This window comes from Escherichia sp. WS547 (genome assembly GCF_046486065.1).
Taxonomy (GTDB): domain Bacteria; phylum Pseudomonadota; class Gammaproteobacteria; order Enterobacterales; family Enterobacteriaceae; genus Escherichia; species Escherichia coli.
Map to the genome: position 1 here is coordinate 14,825 of NZ_JBJQMA010000009.1, position 21,142 is coordinate 35,966.

Genomic DNA, 21,142 nt, shown 5'->3' on the forward strand with positions numbered 1-21,142 from the left:
TAACACTATTATTGCTCTAATTCGCCCTTTGCAATCCATCAATGAGTAGTATAAATACGCTCAGTTACCTTCATTCAATCTATGGACACCACCGTTGAAACGTAGTCTGCTTTTTTCTGCCGTGCTGTGTGCGGCGTCATTGACCTCCGTCCATGCGGCGCAGCCGATCACTGAACCGGAGTTCGCCTCTGATATTGTCGATCGTTATGCCGATCATATTTTTTACGGCAGCGGTGCCACGGGGATGGCGCTGGTTGTTATCGACGGTAACCAGCGCGTCTTTCGCAGTTATGGCGAAACGCGACCTGGTAATAACGTTCGCCCGCAGCTGGATTCGGTCATACGTATTGCTTCCCTCACCAAGCTAATGACCAGTGAGATGCTGGTGAAATTGCTCGACCAGGGGACCGTGAAGTTAAACGATCCGCTAAGTAAATATGCTCCGCCAGGCGCACGCGTGCCAACCTACAATGGGACGCCCATTACGCTGGTCAATCTGGCAACCCATACCAGCGCCCTGCCCCGTGAACAGCCCGGTGGCGCGGCACATCGTCCGGTGTTTGTCTGGCCAACGCGCGAGCAACGCTGGAAATACCTTTCCACTGCCAAACTAAAAGCCGCGCCGGGCAGCCAGGCCGCGTACTCCAACCTCGCATTCGATCTGCTGGCAGATGCACTGGCGAATGCGTCCGGCAAGCCTTATACCCAGTTGTTTGAAGAGCAGATTACCCGTCCATTGGGGATGAAAGACACCACCTACACCCCCTCGCCGGATCAGTGCCGCCGTTTAATGGTTGCTGAGCGTGGTGCCAGTCCGTGCAATAACACGCTGGCGGCAATTGGCAGCGGCGGCGTCTATTCCACGCCTGGCGATATGATGCGCTGGATGCAGCAGTATTTGTCATCCGATTTTTATCAGCGCAGTAACCAGGCTGATCGCATGCAGACGTTGATTTATCAGCGCGCGCAGTTTACGAAAGTGATTGGCATGGATGTCCCCGGCAAAGCGGATGCGCTTGGTTTAGGCTGGGTATATATGGCCCCGAAAGAGGGTCGTCCGGGGATTATTCAGAAGACAGGTGGTGGTGGCGGTTTCATTACCTATATGGCGATGATCCCGCAGAAGAATATTGGCGCGTTTGTGGTGGTCACTCGTTCGCCGTTGACGCGCTTTAAAAATATGAGCGATGGCATCAATGACCTGGTGACCGAGCTAAGCGGGAATAAACCGTTGGTTATCCCCGCATCCTGATTAATACTCTGAAGGCAAACGGTTGATAGCGACCAGTTTGCCTTTATTCATTTCGATATAGCCGCCTTTACGCAAAGCAGCGAGAACTTCTGCGACGACAGAACGCGATATGCGTGTACGTTGATGGATATAATTCATCACCCCAATACGTGATCGCAATTCTTCATTCCAGTCAATCATTGATAATAACGTCGCGCGGATTTGTTCGTAGGAATTATGCCCAATGAGCTGCACGTCGCGTAATTCCAGAATTCTATTTTGCCAGGCTAACCAGTAAAAAGCATCTCGCCAGAGTTGATTTTGTTCAATAAGGGTAATGGTTTGTTTGGCTGGTAGATGATATCCCGTACAATTTCCTTCTGATATTAATTTGTATGGTATATCGTTTTTCATTAAACCATCAGCCAGTCCCATAATATAAGGAGCCTGGGTAATACCGATAAGTACGTTTTCTTCTCTACGCAGAGAGATAACGCCCTCTAAAATAACGAAAGTATCTTCGCTATTGACATCACTGGAAAATATAACTTGCTTTTCATTATTAAACTCGAAGCGCGTGCCATATCTGGACAAACATTTATCGAGCTTACCAAATTCCTGAAGAGGTTTAACTACAGATAACATTTGCGCGTCCTTTGCAGTAATGCCCGTCAAATCCTTGACGGGCATTATTTAGATTAAATAACCTATTTCTTCAGAGTGAAGAATATTACCAGGTATATTTAACACCCACGTTCGCGGACCAGTCTTGATCTACGTCACCACCACCGAGGTAGTTAGCATCGGTATAGGCGCTGAAGTTCTTGGTGAAGCTGAACTGAGTACCCAGACCAACACGTACCGCAGACCCTTCAGTACCGTTATCGATGGAATCACCGTTCACATCGTTATCGTTGTTAGAGTCGTCGTAGACGTAAGCCAGTTTGAAGTACGGAGTCAGAGCCTGGTCTTCGCTGTAGGTGAAGGTATAACCTGCATCTACACCCAGTTCATAACGCATGCTGTCGTAAGACTGACCGTCAACTTTCATGTTGTTGCTCAGCTGGTAGTCATCACCAGACTGGAACAGACCAGAAATGCTGCCGTAAGGAGTCACGTAACCAGCATCACCCAGTTTGAAGTCGTAACCGGCTTTCAAACCAAAGCCCCAAGCGTCGGAGTTGGTGCTACCGTCAACGTAAGTACCGTTGCTCATGGTTGCAGACAGGTCGTTGTTGAAGTGAGAGTAGCTCAAGCTACCATCAACAAAGACGTTGTTCGCGAAGTGAGCAGAAGAGTAGATGTAGGCAGTCTGGCTGTCTTGATCCACCTGACCAGAACGGTCATTCATGTCACCTTTAGCGAAACCTGCAGCCGCACCGACGATCCACTTAGCGTTGTTACCGTCAATTTTGGTATCAACACCGACCATGATGCCGTTAACATCCTGATCATAGTTGATGGTGCCGTTGTCGCCGTTGAAGTTACCACCGAAGTAGCTTACCCATGCGCCGCCGTTATCAGCCAGGCCATGACGAGAGTTGGTCAGACGAGTACCAACGGTGTCTTGTTCCAGGTTCCAGATATTGGTGTTCGCAGACGGGATGCTCAGCGCCATGTTAGCGTAGTCGGTCAGCTCCATCTGTTGCAGAACAACGGTGTTACCACGCTGCTCAGCCTGATAGGTGTATGCACCCAGGTCAGCTTTGTTAGCAGCAGAGAAGGTCGCGTTGCTGTTTTTGTCGTTAACGTAGATCAGTTCGTTACCGTTGTAGTCAGCGATAGAACCAGCACCAGTAGCGTTGTCGATACGAACTTTGTAGTTACCGGTTGCAGCTGCAACATGGTCACCGTTGTTATCAACTTCGTTCTGACCAGCTTCGATAGAAGCAGTGTTGTCGTTATCGCCGTTACCGTTAATGGTCAGGTGACCATCAGAGTTCATTGCGATTAAACCATAACCGTAGTTTGACTTGGTAGTATCGTTGGTACGGTCGTTGGTCAGGTCGGCATCAAGTACGAAGCGGTTGCTTTCGATGTTGAACACACCAGCGTGAATGTTACCACTGGTATCAGTAGTGCTGGTCAGGTTCAGAGTATCAACCTGCAGAGCATTCGCCGCAGTGTTACCGACATTCAGAATACCGTCGTTAGTCACTTTGATGTTGTTGGCATACAGAGCAGCATCACCTACAGCCCAACCAGCAGAAACTTCATCAGAAATGGTTACGGTACTGTTGTCGACAGTCAGTGAATCAGTTGCAACATGACCATCTTCGTTGATGTTCAGCGCAGAAAGACCTGTCAGAGAGATAGAGTCAGAAATCAGCGTTGAATCAGCAACATTAACCGTTGAACCACTGTTGATGCTCAGAGTATCAATCAGAGAAGTTTTGGTGGTATCCCACTGTGAACCGGTGTTCAGGGTCACATTGAACAGACCGCTCTGGTAAACTTCGTTACCGATGATGTGATCAAATTCGCTGTATTCAGAGTCGCTGTTTTCTACACCAACAGTTGATGAAGGCCACAGGCTGTTAGCTGCGATGTCGATCAGAGTTGCAGTGGCTTCAGTATTGATTCCATATGTATAGGAGTCATTTACACCATCGTCATCAGTATCAACACCAATCTGATGCGCAGACATTGCCGCACCGACCCACTTGCTGCCATTGTTCAGGGTCAGATCCAGGCGATCAGTACCATCCCAACCGTTAGTATCTACATCACCGTCAGCATCACGATAGCTATCACGACCATGCGGGAAGAAGTTCTCATCAAAGTTACTTGAGAAGAATACATCGCCCATCAGTGTGGAATTATCGAATGTTGCAGTGGTTTGCATGGCGTTATCAGCAGCAGGATGTGCAATAACAGCTAATGCGATATCGTCAGCGTTCCAACCTTTACCATTATAATCGCTGGCATTACCTGTATTACCGAACCAACCAGTTGTACCTTCATCAGTCCATGAACCAGAGGTCACGGTTGAATCTTTAACAGTGATGGTGTTATTAAACACTTCGCTGCTGTTTACACCAGTGCTGACAGTGTTGTCGTCGATATCTTCCCACTCATAACCCTGAGTCAGCGTAATACCTGCTACATGAGAGTTATTAGAGATGGACAGATCAACTTCCTGATCCAGAGTGATGGCAGTACCAATGTTAAATACATTTACAACATGAGTGTCAGCGGCATTATTGTAGGTGCCGTTATATGTGTAGTGTTCGTAGTTGTCATCGATCGTTGAATTATCAACGGTCAGCGCCAGACGATCATGGTAGTAGTCATCCGCACGATCAGCACAATCAGTTGTCATGCACTCGGAATAAATCATGCCGTGAATAGTGCTGTTTTTGATTGTCAGGCTATTGGCGTTGGTATTAGTAGAAATACCGTCATCCAGATAGTAGGTAGAAATCACGCCGTTAACGGTAGCGTTATTAATGACCGGATAGATATCGCCGTTGTAATAACTATCAGCGGCATAGTTATTCCAGCCTACATAACCATCATAGTAAACGTCATCAGCATAGGTGGCGTCGTTGTAGTGATGGAAAGTATTGTAAGTTTGACCAGAAATATCGTTGGTCGCTGCATTAGCCTGAGAGGTGATAGCCAGAGTGCAAGCCAATGCTAATTGTGATACTACAAGTTTCTTTTTCCAGGAGTGCATTTGTCATCCCTCCTCAGGGACGTAATAAGTTGATCCATCAATTATCAATGCATAGAAAACATATTATGTTTCGCGTTGACGATTATGCGGCGTTATAGAGGAATGGTTCAATTATTCTTTCCCCTAAGTCCGATTGCGGACATATATAAAGCACGTGAACACACACACAGAAAGAAATAACAAAAACACAATATTTCAATACGTTAATGAAAGCGTTAATTTTAAAACATAGACCATGAAAATATAAAACAACTAAAACAGACAAATAATGTATCAATAAGCAATGAACTTTAAGTTATTCACTTTTTGAAAACGTCACCAAATTCCCAAAAACAATAATCTATGGCTATAAATAAAAATTAAAAATATTTTCAGTGAATATGAAATTATTGCTGCTTCTATTACAAAGATGTCCTGGTCTCTCTTTCATTCTCTTCTTGTCAACATCGCGACAACTTTCGTAAAACATCCCCACCCTGCTTCAGGTATACTATGCCCCTTGATTCCACAAACATCAGGCAGACCATGACAGACTTAATCCAACGCCCTCGTCGCCTGCGCAAAACTCCTGCGCTGCGCGCTATGTTTGAAGAGACAACACTTAGCCTTAACGACCTGGTGTTGCCGATCTTTGTTGAAGAAGAAATTGACGACTACAAAGCCGTTGAAGCCATGCCAGGTGTGATGCGCATTCCAGAGAAACATCTGGCACGCGAAATTGAACGCATCGCCAACGCCGGTATTCGTTCCGTGATGACTTTCGGCATTTCCCACCATACCGATGAAACCGGCAGCGATGCCTGGCGGGAAGATGGACTGGTGGCGCGTATGTCGCGCATCTGCAAGCAGACTGTGCCAGAAATGATCGTCATGTCAGACACTTGTTTCTGTGAATACACTTCTCACGGTCACTGCGGTGTGCTGTGCGAGCATGGCGTCGACAACGACGCGACTCTGGAAAATTTAGGCAAGCAAGCCGTGGTTGCAGCTGCTGCAGGCGCAGACTTCATCGCCCCTTCCGCCGCGATGGACGGCCAGGTACAGGCAATTCGCCATGCGCTGGACGCTGCGGGCTTTAAAGATACGGCGATTATGTCGTATTCGACCAAGTTCGCCTCCTCCTTTTATGGCCCGTTCCGTGAAGCTGCCGGAAGCGCATTAAAAGGCGACCGCAAAAGCTATCAGATGAACCCAATGAACCGTCGTGAGGCGATTCGTGAGTCACTGCTGGATGAAGCCCAGGGCGCAGACTGCCTGATGGTGAAACCAGCTGGAGCGTACCTCGACATCGTGCGTGAGCTGCGTGAACGTACTGAATTGCCGATTGGCGCGTATCAGGTGAGCGGTGAGTATGCGATGATTAAGTTCGCCGCGCTGGCGGGTGCTATAGATGAAGAGAAAGTCGTGCTCGAAAGCTTAGGTTCGATTAAGCGTGCGGGTGCGGATCTGATTTTCAGCTACTTTGCGCTGGATTTGGCTGAGAAGAAGATTCTGCGTTAATGTTCATTATGCCGGGTTATCCAACCCGGCATTTCCCCCTTACCCCGCCCGATAAAACGGTTTATCCCCAAGGATCGTCGCCCGATGCATAATCCGCCGCTGTGGCAGGTAATCCGCATTGGCATAGTGCTGAGTCACGCGATTATCCCAAATCGCAATATCATTCGGTTGCCAGCGCCAGCGCACCTGAAACTCCGGTTTGGTGATATGGGCAAACAAAAAACTTAACAAGGCTTCGCTCTCTTTCTCGCTGACATCAACAATTCGCGTAGTAAAGCCTTCATTCACAAACAGCGCCTGTTTACCGCTCACCGGATGCGTTCGCACCACCGGATGTAGCAACGGCGGATTTTTCGCGACCGCCTCGCGCCAGCGTTGATGCTCCTCCTCGGTTTTGCGATATTTGTATTCCGGGAACGATTTACGGAAATCATGCTCCGCACGCAACCCGCTCAGCAGCTGGCGGAAGGGAACAGAGAGCGCCTCATAGGCCGCAATACCGCTGGTCCAGAGCGTATCGCCGCCGGTCGAGGGTAACTCTTTTGCCGCCAGAATCGCCCCTGCGGGTGGCGTTTCAATAAATGTCACATCGGTATGCCAGTTGTCGTTATCCGGCGGATTATCGTTATGAGTATCCAGCACGATGATCTCGTCAACCCCTTCGGCATGAGGGTAAACAGGATGAATATGCAGCTCGCCAAAACGTTGGGCCAGCGCGCGTTGCTGCAGCGGCGTAATGGCCTGTTCACGCAGAAACACCACCTGATGACGCAGTACCGCATGGTAAAGCTGTTCAAACTGGTTATCACTTAACGGGCGCGTCAGGTCGGCACCCGAAATTTGTGCGCCGATATACGGCCCCAGCGAGGTAATGCTCAGACGTTCACTCATTGTACTTCTCCATGCCAGGGCGTCAGGCGGCGCTGTAACGCGCGCAGACCCAGTTCTAAAAGAAAGGCGATAATCGCAATCACCGCGATCCCCGCCAGCACCACGTCAGTCGCGAGAAATTCACCCGCTGACTGGACCATAAAACCCAAACCGCGCGTCGCGGCAATCAGCTCCGCCGCCACCAGGGTAGACCAGCCCACACCCAGACCAATGCGTAATCCGGTGAGAATTTCCGGCAGCGCACCGGGTAAAATAACAAACCACAGCACCTGCGCACGGCTGGCACCCAGCGACTGGGCGGCACGAATGCGAACCTGCTGCGCGCTTTTCACCCCCGCCAGCGCCGACATCGCCACAGGTGCAAAAATCGCTAAATAGATCAGTAAGATCTTCGAGGTTTCACCAATACCAAACCAGATCACCATCAGCGGCAAATACGCCAGCGGCGGCACCGGGCGATACAATTCAATTACCGGATCCAGAATGCCGCGCACCGTCGGGCTTAGTCCCATGGCGATCCCGACCGGAATGCCGATCAACACCGCCGCAAGTAGCGCCAGCACAATGCGCGTCAGGCTGGCTGCCAGATGCTGCCACAAGGTGGCGTCCATAAATCCTTGAGGTCCGGCAATAGTAAGCAGTTTTGCCAGTACCTGTTGCGGCGGCGGTAAAAACAGCGGGCTAATCAGTTGCAGCGCCGCCACTGCCCACCATACAGTGAGTAAAATCGCTAACGTGCCAATGCTTAAGGTCACCTGACGCGAGAGCGGCCAGCGCCATTTCAGCCGACGCGAATGCAGTTTTTCATTAATGAGCACACTCATGAGAATGCCTCCCGTTGCTCAAATACGCGGCTTAAAACATATTCGCGCATGGCGATGAATTGTGGATCGGACTTGATGCTGCGGCTCGGTTCCCCGGCAACAAAGCGGCGGGCGAAGTTGAGCGGCAGCCGCTCCAGCACGCGGCCTGGGCCGGGTGAAAGCAGAACCAGTTCAGTCGCCATAAACACCGCTTCTTCTATATCGTGGGTAATCAACAGCACCTGCTTGCCCGTCTCCTGCCAGAGTTTCAGCAGCAGGGTTTGCATCTGGTCGCGGGTGAAGGCGTCCAGCGCACCAAACGGTTCATCGAGTAATAACAGCTGGGGATTTGCCGCCAGCGCGCGGGCAATCCCCACCCGCTGACGTTGACCGCCGGAAAGCTGCCAGATGTAGCGTTTTTCTGCCCCTTCCAGCCCCACTTTTTTCAGCATCTGGTGCGCGATTTCCAGTCGCTGCATTTTCTCAACACCTGCCAGTTGCAGGCCGAACGCCACGTTGTCCCGTACATTGCGCCACGGTAGCAGCCCTTCATTCTGAAAAACCACGCCCCGCTCTGCGCCCGGTCCCTCAATGCACTTACCCGCCAGTTGAATGCTGCCATGCTGATAAGGCACAAAACCGGCAATCAGATTCAGCAGGGTGGTTTTACCGCAGCCGGACGGCCCCAGCACCACCAGTAGCTCACAGCTTTCCAGCGTCAGGTTGATATCTTCCAGTGCCGGTTTGCCGCCATAATCGGCGTAAAGATGAGAGATTTGCAGCATCTGCGCCTCCTTTTATTGCACGAAGCGCGAGGTCACGTACTGGCTGTAATCATTCGCTACAGCCGGGACTTTGCCCTGCTCTTTCAAAGACTGCGCGGTGTCGATGATCGCTTTGTTCACCGGTCCGGTCAGTTCTGCCGTTTGCTGCTGCGGCGTCAGATAGGTATTCCCCTTCACCAGCCCCGGAACGTCACCTTCAGGTACGCCGCTTAAACGTGCCAGTTTGCTGATGTTTTCCGGCTGTTTCAGCCACGCGTCTGGATTAGCAATGTACGGTTGTTGAGCATCGATGGCGCTTTTAGCGAACGCTTTCACGACCTCTGGATGTTTCTCGGCAAAATCTTTGCGCACCACCCAGACGTCCAGTGTCGGCGCGCCCCACTGCCCGACCTGTTCAGAATCGGTCAGCACCTTGCCGTCTTTTTCCAGGGCGTTAACCGCCGGTGCCCAGACATAAGCACCATCAATGTCTCCCCGTTGCCATGCGGCGATAATCGCGGGCGGCTGCAGGTTCACTATCTCCACTTGTCCGGGTTTTATACCCCAGTGTTTCAGCGCCGCCAGCAGGCTGTAGTGGGTGGTGGAGATAAACGGTACGGCGATGCGTTTGCCAATGAGATCTTCCGGTTTGCTGATAGTTTTCTTTACCACCAGCGCTTCGGAGTTACCCAGTTTTGACGCCAGTAAGAAGACTTCAATCGGCACCTGTTGGCTGGCTGCCACCGCTAATGGGCTGGAACCGAGGTTACCGATTTGGACATCGCCTGAAGCCAGCGCCCGCACGATGCTGGCTCCGCTGTCAAACTTACGCCAGTCCACCGTCGCCCCGCTCTCTTTAGCAAAGGTGTTATCAGCCTGAGCCACTTTCGCCGGTTCAGCGGAGGTTTGATAGGCCACGGTGACGTTCACCGCCTGTGCCTGAAAAGCGATGAATGCCAGTGCGGCAAGAAGTGTGTTACGCGATGAAATTGCCATGATTGTCTGCTCCCCTGTCTTGTTATAGGAGCAGTATTCAGGAATAAAAACATTCATTAAAAGAATTAGTCGTTATCGCACAGATGATTTTATTCTTAGCAAAAAAGCGGCAAAGGAAAGATTAAATATGCAATTACACCCACTCTGACAATTCAGTAAGTTACTGCACTTCATTTTTATTAATGCATAAACAAGCAGAACATAATGTCTTTTATTTTATTAACAGCAATGCATATAATGAAATCATTATATTCACATTGCATATATAACTGTATCATTCTCAATCAACCACATAATACATTCACATAATGTATATAATCCATATTTGTGCCTAGAACATATTTTTAATATGTAATTAATTGACAAACTAAATCACATCTAAATACAATATATAAAACAAAATAACTATACAAACCAAACACACAAACACTTAACATATGAACTACATAAAAGATTACGCAGTCGTATCCCCGTACTTGAAAGCCCCTTATTTTTCAGCTATCAGTAATTTTTAACACTTAAAAATTAGCATCTGTCTGTGCCAGAGATTACGTCTCTGCGGGCATCGTTGTGCTTGTAGTATAATAAATAAAATGGAGTGTCATTAAGTGGATAAGGTTTTAGATTCAGCCATCCTTTCTTCGGCAAATAAAAGAAAGGGTATCCTTGCTATTGGCGCACATCCTGACGATATAGAATTGGGCTGTGGCGCGTCGCTTGCTCGTCTTGCGCAAAAAGGAATTTATATCGCAGCCGTGGTGATGACTACCGGCAACTCTGGCACAGATGGAATAATCGATCGCCATGAAGAATCGCGCAACGCCCTAAAGATATTAGGGTGCCACCAAACTATTCATCTTAATTTTGCTGACACCCGCGCGCATTTGCAGCTCAATGATATGATTTCCGCCCTGGAAGACATCATTAAAAATCAAATTCCTTCTGATGTTGAAATCATGCGGGTATATACCATGCATGATGCCGACCGCCATCAGGATCATCTTGCTGTTTATCAAGCTTCAATGGTTGCCTGCCGCACTATTCCACAAATTCTCGGCTACGAAACCCCGAGTACCTGGCTTTCATTTATGCCTCAGGTTTTTGAATCCGTTAAAGAAGAATATTTCACAGTCAAACTTGCTGCATTAAAAAAACATAAAAGCCAGGAACGACGCGATTATATGCGTCATGATCGCCTGCGTGCAGTTGCACAATTTCGCGGGCAACAGGTCAATAGCGATCTGGGTGAAGGCTTTGTAATTCATAAAATGATTCTTTGAGCAAATTGCATGAAAACCTGGATATTTATATGTATGGCCGTAGCAATATTGCTATGGTTCCTGAGTACGTTAAGGCGTAAGCCCAGCCCAAAAAAAGGTTGTATTGACGCCATTATACCTGCGTATAACGAAGGCCCGTGTCTGGCACAGTCACTGGATAATCTACTGCGTAACCCTTATTTTTGCCGGGTAATTTGCGTTAACGACGGCTCCACGGACAATACCGAAGCGGTCATGGCGGAAGTCAAACGCAAATGGGGCGACCGCTTTATTGCCGTCACGCAAAAAAATACCGGTAAAGGTGGTGCGCTGATGAATGGCCTCAATTACGCCACCTGCGACCAGGTTTTTTTAAGTGATGCCGACACCTATGTTCCGCCCGATCAAGACGGAATGGGCTATATGCTGGCAGAAATAGAGCGCGGTGCTGATGCCGTAGGCGGCATTCCCTCTACTGCGTTGAAAGGCGCGGGTCTGTTACCGCACATCCGCGCGACCGTAAAGTTGCCGATGATTGTTATGAAGCGCACGCTACAGCAGCTCCTGGGCGGCGCACCGTTTATTATCAGCGGTGCCTGCGGGATGTTCCGTACTGATGTATTGCGTAAGTTCGGTTTCTCTGATCGTACTAAAGTCGAAGACCTTGATCTCACCTGGACATTGGTGGCAAACGGCTATCGTATTCGGCAGGCGAATCGCTGCATCGTATACCCACAGGAATGCAACAGCCCGCGTGAGGAATGGCGTCGCTGGCGGCGTTGGATTGTGGGCTACGCGGTCTGTATGCGCCTGCATAAAAGGCTTTTATTTAGCCGCTTCGGTATCTTCAGTATATTTCCTATGCTGTTGGTTGTGCTTTATGGCGTTGGGATTTATCTCACTACCTGGTTTAATGAATTCATCACCACCGGGCCGCATGGTGTGGTGTTGGCAATGTTTCCGCTTATCTGGGTCGGCGTAGTTTGTGTTATTGGTGCTTTTAGCGCCTGGTTTCATCGTTGCTGGTTGTTGGTGCCTTTAGCGCCGCTTTCCGTTGTGTATGTATTATTAGCTTATGCCATCTGGATTATTTATGGACTTATTGCCTTTTTTACTGGACGCGAACCTCAGCGCGACAAACCCACCCGCTATTCCGCACTGGTGGAAGCGTCAACCGCTTATTCCCAACCTTCTGTCACAGGAACTGAAAAACTTTCTGAAGCTTAATGTTAAAGAGAAAAATATTCAGATTGCAGACCAGGTAATTATTGATGAAACTGCAGGTGAAGTTGTTATCGGCGCGAATACCCGTATTTGTCACGGTGCCGTTATTCAGGGTCCGGTAGTGATTGGCGCAAACTGCCTGATAGGTAATTATGCGTTTATTCGTCCTGGCACAATAATCAGCAATGGCGTAAAAATTGGTTTTGCCACCGAAATTAAAAATGCGGTTATTGAAGCGGAAGCAACGATTGGTCCGCAATGCTTTATCGCCGACTCGGTAGTTGCAAACCAGGCATATTTGGGCGCACAAGTACGTACCAGTAATCATCGTCTGGATCAACAGCCCGTGTCTGTTCGAACTCCAGAGGGAATTATCGCTACCGAATGCGATAAATTAGGTTGTTATATCGGGCAGCGTTCACGCCTTGGCGTACAAGTTATTATTTTGCCTGGGCGAATTATTTCCCCGAACACGCAACTTGGCCCGCGCGTGATTGTAGAACGTAATTTACCTACCGGAACTTATTCACTCCGACAAGAACTTATCCGTACAGGAGATTAAAATGATAAAACGGACGTTATTAGCGGCAGCAATTTTTAGCGCATTGCCCGCTTATGCCGGGTTAACTTCCATTACCGCGGGCTACGATTTTACCGATTATTCTGGCGATCATGGCAACCGTAATTTAGCGTATGCTGAACTGGTGGCGAAAGTTGAAAACGCAACGCTGCTTTTTAATCTTTCCCAGGGGCGTCGTGATTATGAAACTGAACATTTCAATGCCACTCGCGGTCAGGGTGCGGTCTGGTATAAATGGAATAACTGGCTGACAACCCGAACGGGTATTGCCTTTGCGGATAATACGCCGGTCTTTGCCCGCCAGGATTTTCGTCAGGATATTAACCTGGCACTGTTGCCAAAAACGCTTTTCACGACCGGTTATCGCTACACGAAATATTACGATGATGTCGAAGTCGATGCCTGGCAAGGCGGCGTATCACTCTATACTGGCCCGGTGATCTCCAGCTACCGCTATACCCATTATGACTCCAGCGATGCAGGTGGTAGTTACAGCAATATGATTTCCGTGCGTCTGAATGACCCGCGCGGCACTGGTTATACGCAACTATGGCTAAGCCGCGGAACAGGCGCTTACACCTATGACTGGACGCCAGAAACACGCTACGGCAGCATGAAGAGCGTCAGTTTGCAACGTATTCAACCGCTGACTGAGCAACTTAATCTCGGGCTGACGGCAGGTAAAGTGTGGTACGACACCCCAACTGATGATTATAACGGTCTGCAATTTGCAGCCCATCTGACCTGGAAATTCTGATTGCTTCTGCCGCCCGCTATCCGGGGCGGCCTTCCCTGTCGATTAGGCCCCTCTTTACTTTTTGTTATCCGACTACATTCACCGGATAAATTTTATTCTCCAGTGTTATATACTATAGGGGGGTATGCATTGACATATAGCATACCCCCCTATAGTATATTGCGTGCAGATGATGAGGTGCGAAATGCCCAGTACTCCGGAAGAGAAGAAAAAGGTCCTTACTCGAGTTCGTCGTATTCGGGGGCAGATTGATGCTCTGGAACGGTCGCTGGAGGGTGATGCCGAATGCCGTGCCATACTCCAACAGATCGCTGCCGTTCGGGGCGCGGCTAACGGGCTGATGGCAGAAGTGCTTGAAAGCCATATCCGGGAAACGTTTGACCGAAATGACTGCTACAGCCGCGAAGTCAGCCAATCCGTTGACGACACTATTGAACTGGTTCGTGCCTATCTTAAATAGCTGAATCTATTACCATATTGAGGAAGAGCGAGAGATGAAATCACGTGCTGCCGTTGCATTTGCTCCCGGTAAACCGCTGGAAATCGTTGAAATTGACGTTGCACCACCGAAAAAAGGTGAAGTGCTGATTAAAGTCACCCATACCGGCGTTTGCCATACCGACGCATTTACCCTCTCCGGCGATGACCCGGAAGGTGTATTCCCGGTAGTTCTCGGTCACGAAGGGGCCGGCGTTGTGGTTGAAGTCGGTGAAGGCGTAACCAGCGTCAAACCTGGCGACCATGTGATCCCGCTTTACACCGCAGAGTGCGGCGAGTGTGAGTTCTGTCGTTCCGGCAAAACCAACCTCTGTGTTGCGGTTCGCGAAACCCAGGGTAAAGGCCTGATGCCAGACGGCACCACCCGTTTTTCTTACAACGGGCAGCCGCTTTATCACTACATGGGATGCTCTACATTCAGTGAATACACCGTGGTCGCGGAAGTGTCTCTGGCCAAAATTAATCCAGAAGCAAACCACGAACACGTCTGCCTGCTGGGCTGTGGCGTGACCACCGGTATTGGCGCGGTACACAACACGGCTAAAGTCCAGCCAGGTGATTCTGTTGCCGTATTTGGTCTTGGCGCGATTGGTCTGGCAGTGGTTCAGGGCGCGCGTCAGGCGAAAGCGGGACGGATTATCGCTATTGATACCAACCCGAAGAAATTCGATCTTGCGCGTCGATTCGGTGCTACCGACTGCATTAACCCGAATGACTACGACAAACCGATTAAAGATGTCCTGCTGGATATCAACAAATGGGGTATCGACCATACCTTTGAATGCATCGGTAACGTCAACGTGATGCGTGCGGCGCTGGAAAGTGCGCACCGCGGCTGGGGTCAGTCGGTGATCATCGGGGTAGCTGGTTCTGGTCAGGAAATCTCCACCCGTCCATTCCAGTTGGTCACCGGTCGCGTATGGAAAGGTTCCGCGTTTGGCGGCGTGAAAGGTCGTTCCCAGTTACCGGGTATGGTTGAAGATGCGATGAAAGGCGATATCGATCTGGAACCGTTTGTCACGCATACCATGAGCCTGGATGAAATTAATGACGCCTTCGACCTGATGCATGAAGGCAAATCCATTCGAACCGTAATTCGTTACTGATTTCCCGCAGGTTTTACCCCGTCCAGTTCAGGCGGGGTTCTTAATACTCTCCCCGGGCAGCCGTCCGGGGGATTAACCGTGAGATAATGACTGATGGAACTCATTGAAAAACATGCCAGCTTTGGCGGCTGGCAAAATGTGTATCGGCATTATTCCCAATCACTGAAATGTGAAATGAATGTCGGCGTCTATCTCCCACCAAAAGCCGCAAGTGAAAAATTGCCGGTGTTGTACTGGCTTTCGGGCCTGACCTGCAACGAGCAGAATTTCATTACTAAATCAGGGATGCAACGTTACGCGGCGGAGCACAACATTATTGTTGTTGCGCCAGACACCAGTCCGCGAGGCAGTCATGTCGCAGATGCCGACCGTTACGATCTCGGGCAAGGTGCCGGGTTTTACCTGAACGCAACGCAAGCGCCGTGGAATGAACATTACAAAATGTATGACTATATCCGCAACGAACTGCCGGATTTAGTGATGCAACATTTTCCGGCAACGGCCAGAAAGTCTATCTCAGGTCATTCTATGGGCGGGCTGGGCGCACTGGTGCTGGCGTTACGTAATCCAGATGAATATGTCAGCGTCTCGGCGTTTTCGCCCATTGTCTCCCCATCGCAAGTACCGTGGGGACAGCAAGCCTTTACCGCATATCTTGGTGAAAATAAAGAAGCCTGGTTGGATTACGATCCGGTGAGTCTTATTTCACAAGGTCAACGCATTGCGGAAATAATGGTTGATCAGGGGTTGAGTGATGATTTTTACGCAGAACAGCTGCGGACTCCAAATCTTGAAAAGATCTGCCAGGAGATGAATATCAAAACGTTAATCCGTTATCACGAGGGTTATGATCACAGCTATTATTTTGTCTCCAGTTTTATTGGCGAGCATATTGCCTACCACGCCAATAAACTGAATATGCGTTAATAATAGTGCACGACTGCCGGATGCGGCGTGAACGCCTTATCCGCCTACATTTCGCCCGCAGGCCGTAGGCATGATAAAACGCGCATAGCGTCGCATCAGGCATCTGCGCACAACTTATCTATGTTTACCACATCAAATCATCAGGCACTTTGAAGTCGGCATACGGGTCGTCTTCATCCTGCTCTTCGGCGCTGAGCGCGCTGTGCAACACAATACTGCTGGCATCACGCTGAGCAATTTTATCGGCAACGCTGGCGGGAATAATGGCGTATTCACCTTCGCTATTGTTATCGATCAACAAGCGGGCAATCGCCAGACGACCATTAATTAACTGCGCTTGCGTGAGCTTATCGACAAAGATTTTCTTAATCAGATTACCGTCAGTGAAGTTAAAACCAATATCGCCATTAGCAATGGTGATTCGGTTCATTTCAATGAGCTGCTTCACCTGGGCTTTATATTCTTTCGCCAACGCCGCTTGTTTTTGCTGCTCGCTAAGCTGTTTATCACGCTCAAGCTGTGCCTTTTTGTTTTCTTCTACCGCCGCCCGAGCTTCACGCGCCTGAACACGCGATTTTTTCGCCGTTCTCTCGACCTTCGCCGCTTTTTTGCTGGTGACTAATCCTGCTTTGAGCAACTGCTCTTGTAAGGTAAGTTTTGCCATCTTTGTTTCCAAACCCGCTGAATAATTTTTAGCGAGTATACCTGTAAACGCCGTAGGTGTATTGGGGGCAAGTCCCTTTCGCCCCTACTTAATAAGGCGCGTCAGGCATCGGCGCACGGCTGCATTCGTGATCTCCGGCTCATCAAAATAAACACTGCCAGGCCAGCAACAAGAATACCCGGCGCAGAAGCGGCCATTACGCCAACCGTGCCAGTGCCTAATGCCAGCATTTTCCCGGCCAGTAACGGACCGCTCATAGCCCCCAGACGCCCTACCGCCACGGCTGTTCCCACACCTGTTGCGCGGATCTGCGAACTGTAAAACAACGGTGCCAGGGCATACAAAACGCTTTGCCCACCTGTCGCAAACAACCCCGCGACGAATCCCGCCAGCAGCATACCGTTAAATGACGACACTGTTCCCAGCGCCAGCAGCGAAGCTAACATGCCGCTATAAATCAGTAGCGACATGGTTACTGGACGCAGCTTATCCATCAATGCGCCCAACATTAACGTCCCGCTTGCCGCCCCCATTTGCAGTGCAAACATCACCCCTGCCGCCTGCGATGGCTGGAATCCTTGCTCCACCAAAAGCAGCGGCAGCCAGTTGATCAACATGTAGACCACCAGCAGAGTGAAGAAATAACACAACCACAGCAGCAGCGTCGCGGTTGCCGTTTCTGGCGCAAATAACGCACGCAGTGGAGGCGCGGCCTGTTTTTCGCCAGCGAAAACCGCCGACTCCGGCAGCCAGCGCATTAATAGTGGCACCAGAATCAACGGCACTACACCACCGACCCAAAACACCGTTTGCCAGGCTAAGTTTGCCCCCGTGAAACCCAGTGTCGCCGCCAGCGCCGCGCCAATGGGAACACCGCAATACATCAGGCTCACTGCCGTCCCACGAAAACGTGGACCCGCGGCTTCAGACGTCAGGGCGATAAGATTCGGCAACGCCGCCCCCAGCCCGACACCGGTCATCAGCCGCGCAAAGACCAGTGAGGGGAAATCCCAGGCAATCGCCGTTGCCAGTGAGAACAAACCAAACAGCGCAACTGAGCTAATTAAAATACGCTTACGACCATAACGGTCCGCCAGCATTCCGCCAACCAGCGCGCCGGGTAGCAAACCGAGTATTCCGGCGCTGAATATCCAGCCCATTTGCATTTTATCGAGTGCGAAAGCCTGGGCGATGCCACCCGCCGCAATGCCAGCCGCCTGAAGATCCAGTCCTTCCATCAGAGCGACCAAAAAACAAAGCCCGATGGTCAGCATCAGGCGGGATGAAGATGATGAAGGGATACGAGTCGACATAAGATGAACCTCGTTGCGAGAGCAGGTGAATCGCGGCTGATACATTGCCAGCCGCGTAATCAGAACCATTTAATGACTGCCTACAGGCGAAGAAAATGTAGGCCGAACAAGGCGTTTACGCCGCATCCGGCAGTCGTGCTGGGATGGGCATACAAAATGCACGTTCTCGGCAGTCATCATTATTTGTTGTTGCGCAGATCCAGCGCCACGTCGACGATCATATCCTCCTGGCCGCCAACCATCCGGCGTTTGCCCAGCTCAACGAGAATATCCACCGCGCTTAAGCCATAACGCGCCGCCGCCGTTTCACAGTGACGCAGGAAGCTCGAGTAAACACCAGCGTATCCCAGCGCCAGCGTTTCGCGATCGACTCGTACCGGTCGATCCTGCAACGGACGCACCAGGTCGTCAGCGGCATCCATTAACGCATAGAGATCGGTCCCATGCTGCCAACCCAGTTTATCCGCGGCGGCAATAAAAACTTCCAGCGGCGCGTTACCTGCGCCCGCGCCCATTCCCGCGAGGCTGGCGTCGATTCGGTCGCAGCCCTCTTCCACCGCCGCGATAGAGTTCGCCACGCCAAGACTCAGGTTATGGTGAGCGTGCATGCCGGTTTGCGTTTCTGGTTTCAGCACTGCTTTCAGGGCGCGGAAACGGTCACGGATATCGCTCATGTTCATCGCACCGCCAGAATCCACCACATAAATACAGGTCGCACCGTAGCCTTCCATCAGCTTTGCCTGCTTTGCGAGATTCTCCGGCGTGGTCATATGGCTCATCATCAGAAAACCAACGGTGTCCATTCCGAGCTCGCGGGCATACTGAATATGCTGGGCGGAAACATCAGCTTCGGTACAGTGCGTTGCCACACGAACCACCCGCGCGCCAGCCTGCCAGGCATTTTTCAGATCGTGAATAGTGCCGATTCCAGGCAGCAACAACGTCGCGATTTTGGCGTGCTTCACCACATCCGCCGCCGCTTCAATCCATTCTAGGTCGCTATGTGCGCCGAAACCATAGTTAAAGCTGGAACCTTGCAAACCGTCGCCGTGGGCCACTTCAATCGAATCCACGCGGGCATCATCCAGTGCTTTGGCAATCTGGCGGACATTTTCCAGCGAATACTGATGACGAATGGCGTGCATACCGTCACGCAACGTGACGTCCGAAATATAAAGTTTTTTACCGTTCATGCCGCTTCTCCTGCCTTGCGCACCAGTGACTGGGCCATTTTTTCCGCTGTCGCCAGCGCACTGGAAGTCATAATGTCGAGGTTGCCCGCATAGGCAGGCAGATAATGCGCTGCGCCTTCGACTTCCAGCCAGACCGCCGTTTTCAGCCCGGAGAACTGCCCCACGCCCGGCAAATTAACCGGTTTATCCTGCGGGATAACTTCAAACTGCACGCGCTGTTTCAGGCGATAACCCGGTACGTAAGCCTGCACCGCCTCAGCCATTTCATTGATTGAGGCTTCGATATCATCTTGTGAAGCTTCGTCGCTCAATACATACACCGTGTCACGCATCATCAACGGTGGCTCTGCTGGGTTAAGCACGATAATTGCCTTCCCTTTTGCCGCGCCGCCCACCACTTCAATGGCGCGCGAAGTGGTTTCCGTAAATTCATCGATATTGGCACGCGTGCCAGGTCCGGCAGATTTACTGGCGATAGAAGCGATAATTTCGGCGTAATGAACACGCGCCACGCGTGAAACTGCCGCCACCATTGGAATGGTGGCCTGGCCGCCGCAGGTGACCATGTTGACGTTCAGTTGATCGACGTTCTCCTCGAGGTTAACCACCGGCACGCAGTAAGGGCCGATGGCAGCAGGCGTCAGGTCAATTAAGCGAATATCCGGTTTCGCTTCGCGCAAAGCGGCATCGTTTTTCACATGCGCGCCCGCGCTGGTCGCATCAAATACAATGTCGATATCAGCAAATTCAGGCATGTTCATCAGCCCGATCACCCCTTCATGGGTGGTGGCGACGCCCATACGTCTGGCACGCGCCAGACCGTCGGACTGAGGATCAATGCCGACCATCACCGCCATCTCCAGATGCTGACCGTGACGCAAAATTTTAATCATCAGATCGGTGCCAATGTTGCCAGAACCGATAATGGCGACTTTACGCTTACTCATGACAGACTTCCTTTTGGGGCTGCGCTTGAAAATGTCGCAGCAACTGAACCTATGCCTTCGATATGGGCTTCAAAACGATCGCCCGCATTCACCGCCACCATCGGACCTAATGCCCCGGTAAGAATGATATCTCCGGCGCGCAGCGGTTCACCCAGACTGGCCATTTTGCGTGCCAGCCAGACGGCGGCATTGAGCGGATGTCCCAGGCATTCGCTGCCGCGCCCGCTGGAAACCTCTTCGTTATTACGCGTCATCTTCATGGCGCAGTTTTTCAGGTCTAACCCCGCCGGACGTTGCGCCGGACCGCCGATGACATACACCCCACAGGAGGCGTTATCTGCCACGGTATCGACAAACTGAATCGACCAGTCGCGAATGCGGCTCCCCACCACTTCCAGCGCCGGAAGTACCCATTCAATGGCGTTATACAATTCGTCGAAGGTGATATCGGTTGCGGGTAGATCGCGGTTCAACACCAGTGCAATCTCCGCTTCAATGCGGGGTTGCAGAACACGGGAAAAAGGAATGGTTTCGTTATCGCCATAACACATGTCGGCAAATAATGTCCCGAAATCCGGTTGATCAACGCCCAGTTGTTGCTGCACTTTCGGATGCGTCAGCCCCACTTTGCGCCCCACCACTCGCCGTCCCTGAGCGACGTCATGTTGCACATTGATGCGCTGAATGGCGTAGGCCGCTTCAGCGTTTTCAATACCAATCAGATCGCGCAGCGGCGCAATCGCTTCGCCCTGCTCTGCGGCGCGGCGTAAATCCGCCGCCAGTTGCTCAAGAGTATGCTTCGTCATGACC

General features: G+C 50.8%; 20 protein-coding genes. 9 read left to right on the forward strand and 11 right to left on the reverse strand.

Features of this window, described 5'->3' with window-relative positions; genetic code table 11:
- Positions 1 to 94: 94 nt before the first annotated feature.
- On the forward strand, positions 95 to 1,252 hold the full coding sequence (gene ampH / locus ACJHWK_RS10160) for a D-alanyl-D-alanine-carboxypeptidase/endopeptidase AmpH (RefSeq protein ID WP_000830732.1): 1,158 nt from the start codon (positions 95 to 97) through the stop codon (positions 1,250 to 1,252).
- Here the strand turns inward: ampH and iprA are convergent, their stop codons facing one another.
- Positions 1,253 to 1,876 (reverse strand): hydrogen peroxide resistance inhibitor IprA, encoded by a 624-nt coding sequence (iprA, locus tag ACJHWK_RS10165; protein ID WP_001295817.1) that lies wholly within the window; start codon positions 1,874 to 1,876, stop codon positions 1,253 to 1,255.
- A gap of 85 nt (positions 1,877 to 1,961) precedes the next feature.
- The gene (gene ehaB / locus ACJHWK_RS10170; RefSeq protein WP_001521980.1) at positions 1,962 to 4,910 is read right to left on the reverse strand and encodes an autotransporter adhesin EhaB; all 2,949 of its coding nucleotides are present in this window, start codon (positions 4,908 to 4,910) and stop codon (positions 1,962 to 1,964) included.
- 525 nt (positions 4,911 to 5,435) lie between these two features.
- Between ehaB and hemB the strand changes: the two genes are divergently transcribed.
- Positions 5,436 to 6,410, forward strand: coding sequence for a porphobilinogen synthase (gene hemB / locus ACJHWK_RS10175; RefSeq protein WP_001521979.1), 975 nt, complete (start codon positions 5,436 to 5,438; stop codon positions 6,408 to 6,410).
- A gap of 39 nt (positions 6,411 to 6,449) precedes the next feature.
- Here hemB and tauD read toward each other — a convergent pair whose 3' ends face one another.
- From tauD to tauA, 4 genes are read right to left on the reverse strand one after another with little or no spacing between them, the layout of a single operon-like run.
- Positions 6,450 to 7,301, reverse strand: a complete 852-nt coding sequence (gene tauD / locus ACJHWK_RS10180; RefSeq protein ID WP_001521978.1) for a taurine dioxygenase — start codon at positions 7,299 to 7,301, stop codon at positions 6,450 to 6,452.
- On the reverse strand, positions 7,298 to 8,125 hold the full coding sequence (tauC, locus tag ACJHWK_RS10185) for a taurine ABC transporter permease TauC (RefSeq protein WP_001521977.1): 828 nt from the start codon (positions 8,123 to 8,125) through the stop codon (positions 7,298 to 7,300). Before tauC ends, tauD begins: the two co-directional genes overlap by 4 nt.
- On the reverse strand, positions 8,122 to 8,889 hold the full coding sequence (gene tauB, locus ACJHWK_RS10190) for a taurine ABC transporter ATP-binding subunit (RefSeq protein WP_001521976.1): 768 nt from the start codon (positions 8,887 to 8,889) through the stop codon (positions 8,122 to 8,124). Before tauB ends, tauC begins: the two co-directional genes overlap by 4 nt.
- A 12-nt stretch (positions 8,890 to 8,901) precedes the next feature.
- Positions 8,902 to 9,864 (reverse strand): taurine ABC transporter substrate-binding protein, encoded by a 963-nt coding sequence (tauA, locus tag ACJHWK_RS10195; RefSeq protein WP_170886254.1) that lies wholly within the window; start codon positions 9,862 to 9,864, stop codon positions 8,902 to 8,904.
- Between the two features lie 608 nt (positions 9,865 to 10,472).
- On the opposite strand from tauA, the gene ACJHWK_RS10200 reads away from it, so the two are divergent.
- From ACJHWK_RS10200 to fghA, 7 genes are all read left to right on the forward strand, one after another.
- Positions 10,473 to 11,144 (forward strand): PIG-L deacetylase family protein, encoded by a 672-nt coding sequence (locus tag ACJHWK_RS10200; protein ID WP_000362012.1) that lies wholly within the window; start codon positions 10,473 to 10,475, stop codon positions 11,142 to 11,144.
- Between the two features lie 9 nt (positions 11,145 to 11,153).
- Positions 11,154 to 12,350, forward strand: coding sequence for a glycosyltransferase (locus ACJHWK_RS10205; protein WP_001521974.1), 1,197 nt, complete (start codon positions 11,154 to 11,156; stop codon positions 12,348 to 12,350).
- Entirely contained in the window at positions 12,328 to 12,909 is a 582-nt protein-coding gene (locus ACJHWK_RS10210) for an acetyltransferase (RefSeq protein WP_072170828.1), read from the forward strand. The genes ACJHWK_RS10205 and ACJHWK_RS10210 overlap by 23 nt, the downstream gene beginning before the upstream one ends.
- Before the next feature lies 1 nt (position 12,910).
- Positions 12,911 to 13,684 carry a YaiO family outer membrane beta-barrel protein gene (locus ACJHWK_RS10215; protein ID WP_000596081.1) on the forward strand — a complete coding sequence of 258 codons (774 nt, stop codon included), beginning with the start codon at positions 12,911 to 12,913 and terminating at the stop codon, positions 13,682 to 13,684.
- A 184-nt stretch (positions 13,685 to 13,868) separates the two neighbouring features.
- On the forward strand, positions 13,869 to 14,144 hold the full coding sequence (gene frmR, locus ACJHWK_RS10220; RefSeq protein WP_001141271.1) for a formaldehyde-responsive transcriptional repressor FrmR: 276 nt from the start codon (positions 13,869 to 13,871) through the stop codon (positions 14,142 to 14,144).
- Between the two features lie 34 nt (positions 14,145 to 14,178).
- Positions 14,179 to 15,288, forward strand: a complete 1,110-nt coding sequence (gene frmA, locus ACJHWK_RS10225; RefSeq protein WP_000842102.1) for an S-(hydroxymethyl)glutathione dehydrogenase — start codon at positions 14,179 to 14,181, stop codon at positions 15,286 to 15,288.
- Positions 15,289 to 15,381: 93 nt separating this feature from the next.
- Positions 15,382 to 16,215, forward strand: a complete 834-nt coding sequence (gene fghA / locus ACJHWK_RS10230; protein ID WP_001521972.1) for an S-formylglutathione hydrolase — start codon at positions 15,382 to 15,384, stop codon at positions 16,213 to 16,215.
- 124 nt (positions 16,216 to 16,339) lie between these two features.
- Here the strand turns inward: fghA and ACJHWK_RS10235 are convergent, their stop codons facing one another.
- From ACJHWK_RS10235 to mhpD, 5 genes are all read right to left on the reverse strand, one after another.
- Positions 16,340 to 16,879 carry a DUF2058 domain-containing protein gene (locus tag ACJHWK_RS10235; protein WP_001521970.1) on the reverse strand — a complete coding sequence of 180 codons (540 nt, stop codon included), beginning with the start codon at positions 16,877 to 16,879 and terminating at the stop codon, positions 16,340 to 16,342.
- Between the two features lie 101 nt (positions 16,880 to 16,980).
- On the reverse strand, positions 16,981 to 18,192 hold the full coding sequence (gene mhpT / locus ACJHWK_RS10240; RefSeq protein ID WP_001521968.1) for a 3-(3-hydroxy-phenyl)propionate transporter MhpT: 1,212 nt from the start codon (positions 18,190 to 18,192) through the stop codon (positions 16,981 to 16,983).
- Between the two features lie 179 nt (positions 18,193 to 18,371).
- Positions 18,372 to 19,385: a 4-hydroxy-2-oxovalerate aldolase gene (mhpE, locus tag ACJHWK_RS10245; protein WP_001013507.1), complete on the reverse strand. Its 1,014-nt coding sequence runs from the start codon at positions 19,383 to 19,385 to the stop codon at positions 18,372 to 18,374.
- Positions 19,382 to 20,332, reverse strand: coding sequence for an acetaldehyde dehydrogenase (mhpF, locus tag ACJHWK_RS10250; protein WP_001521966.1), 951 nt, complete (start codon positions 20,330 to 20,332; stop codon positions 19,382 to 19,384). The genes mhpE and mhpF overlap by 4 nt, the downstream gene beginning before the upstream one ends.
- A complete protein-coding gene (mhpD, locus tag ACJHWK_RS10255; protein WP_000160741.1) occupies positions 20,329 to 21,138 on the reverse strand; it encodes a 2-keto-4-pentenoate hydratase in 810 nt (269 codons plus the stop codon). The genes mhpF and mhpD overlap by 4 nt, the downstream gene beginning before the upstream one ends.
- Positions 21,139 to 21,142: the final 4 nt, after the last annotated feature.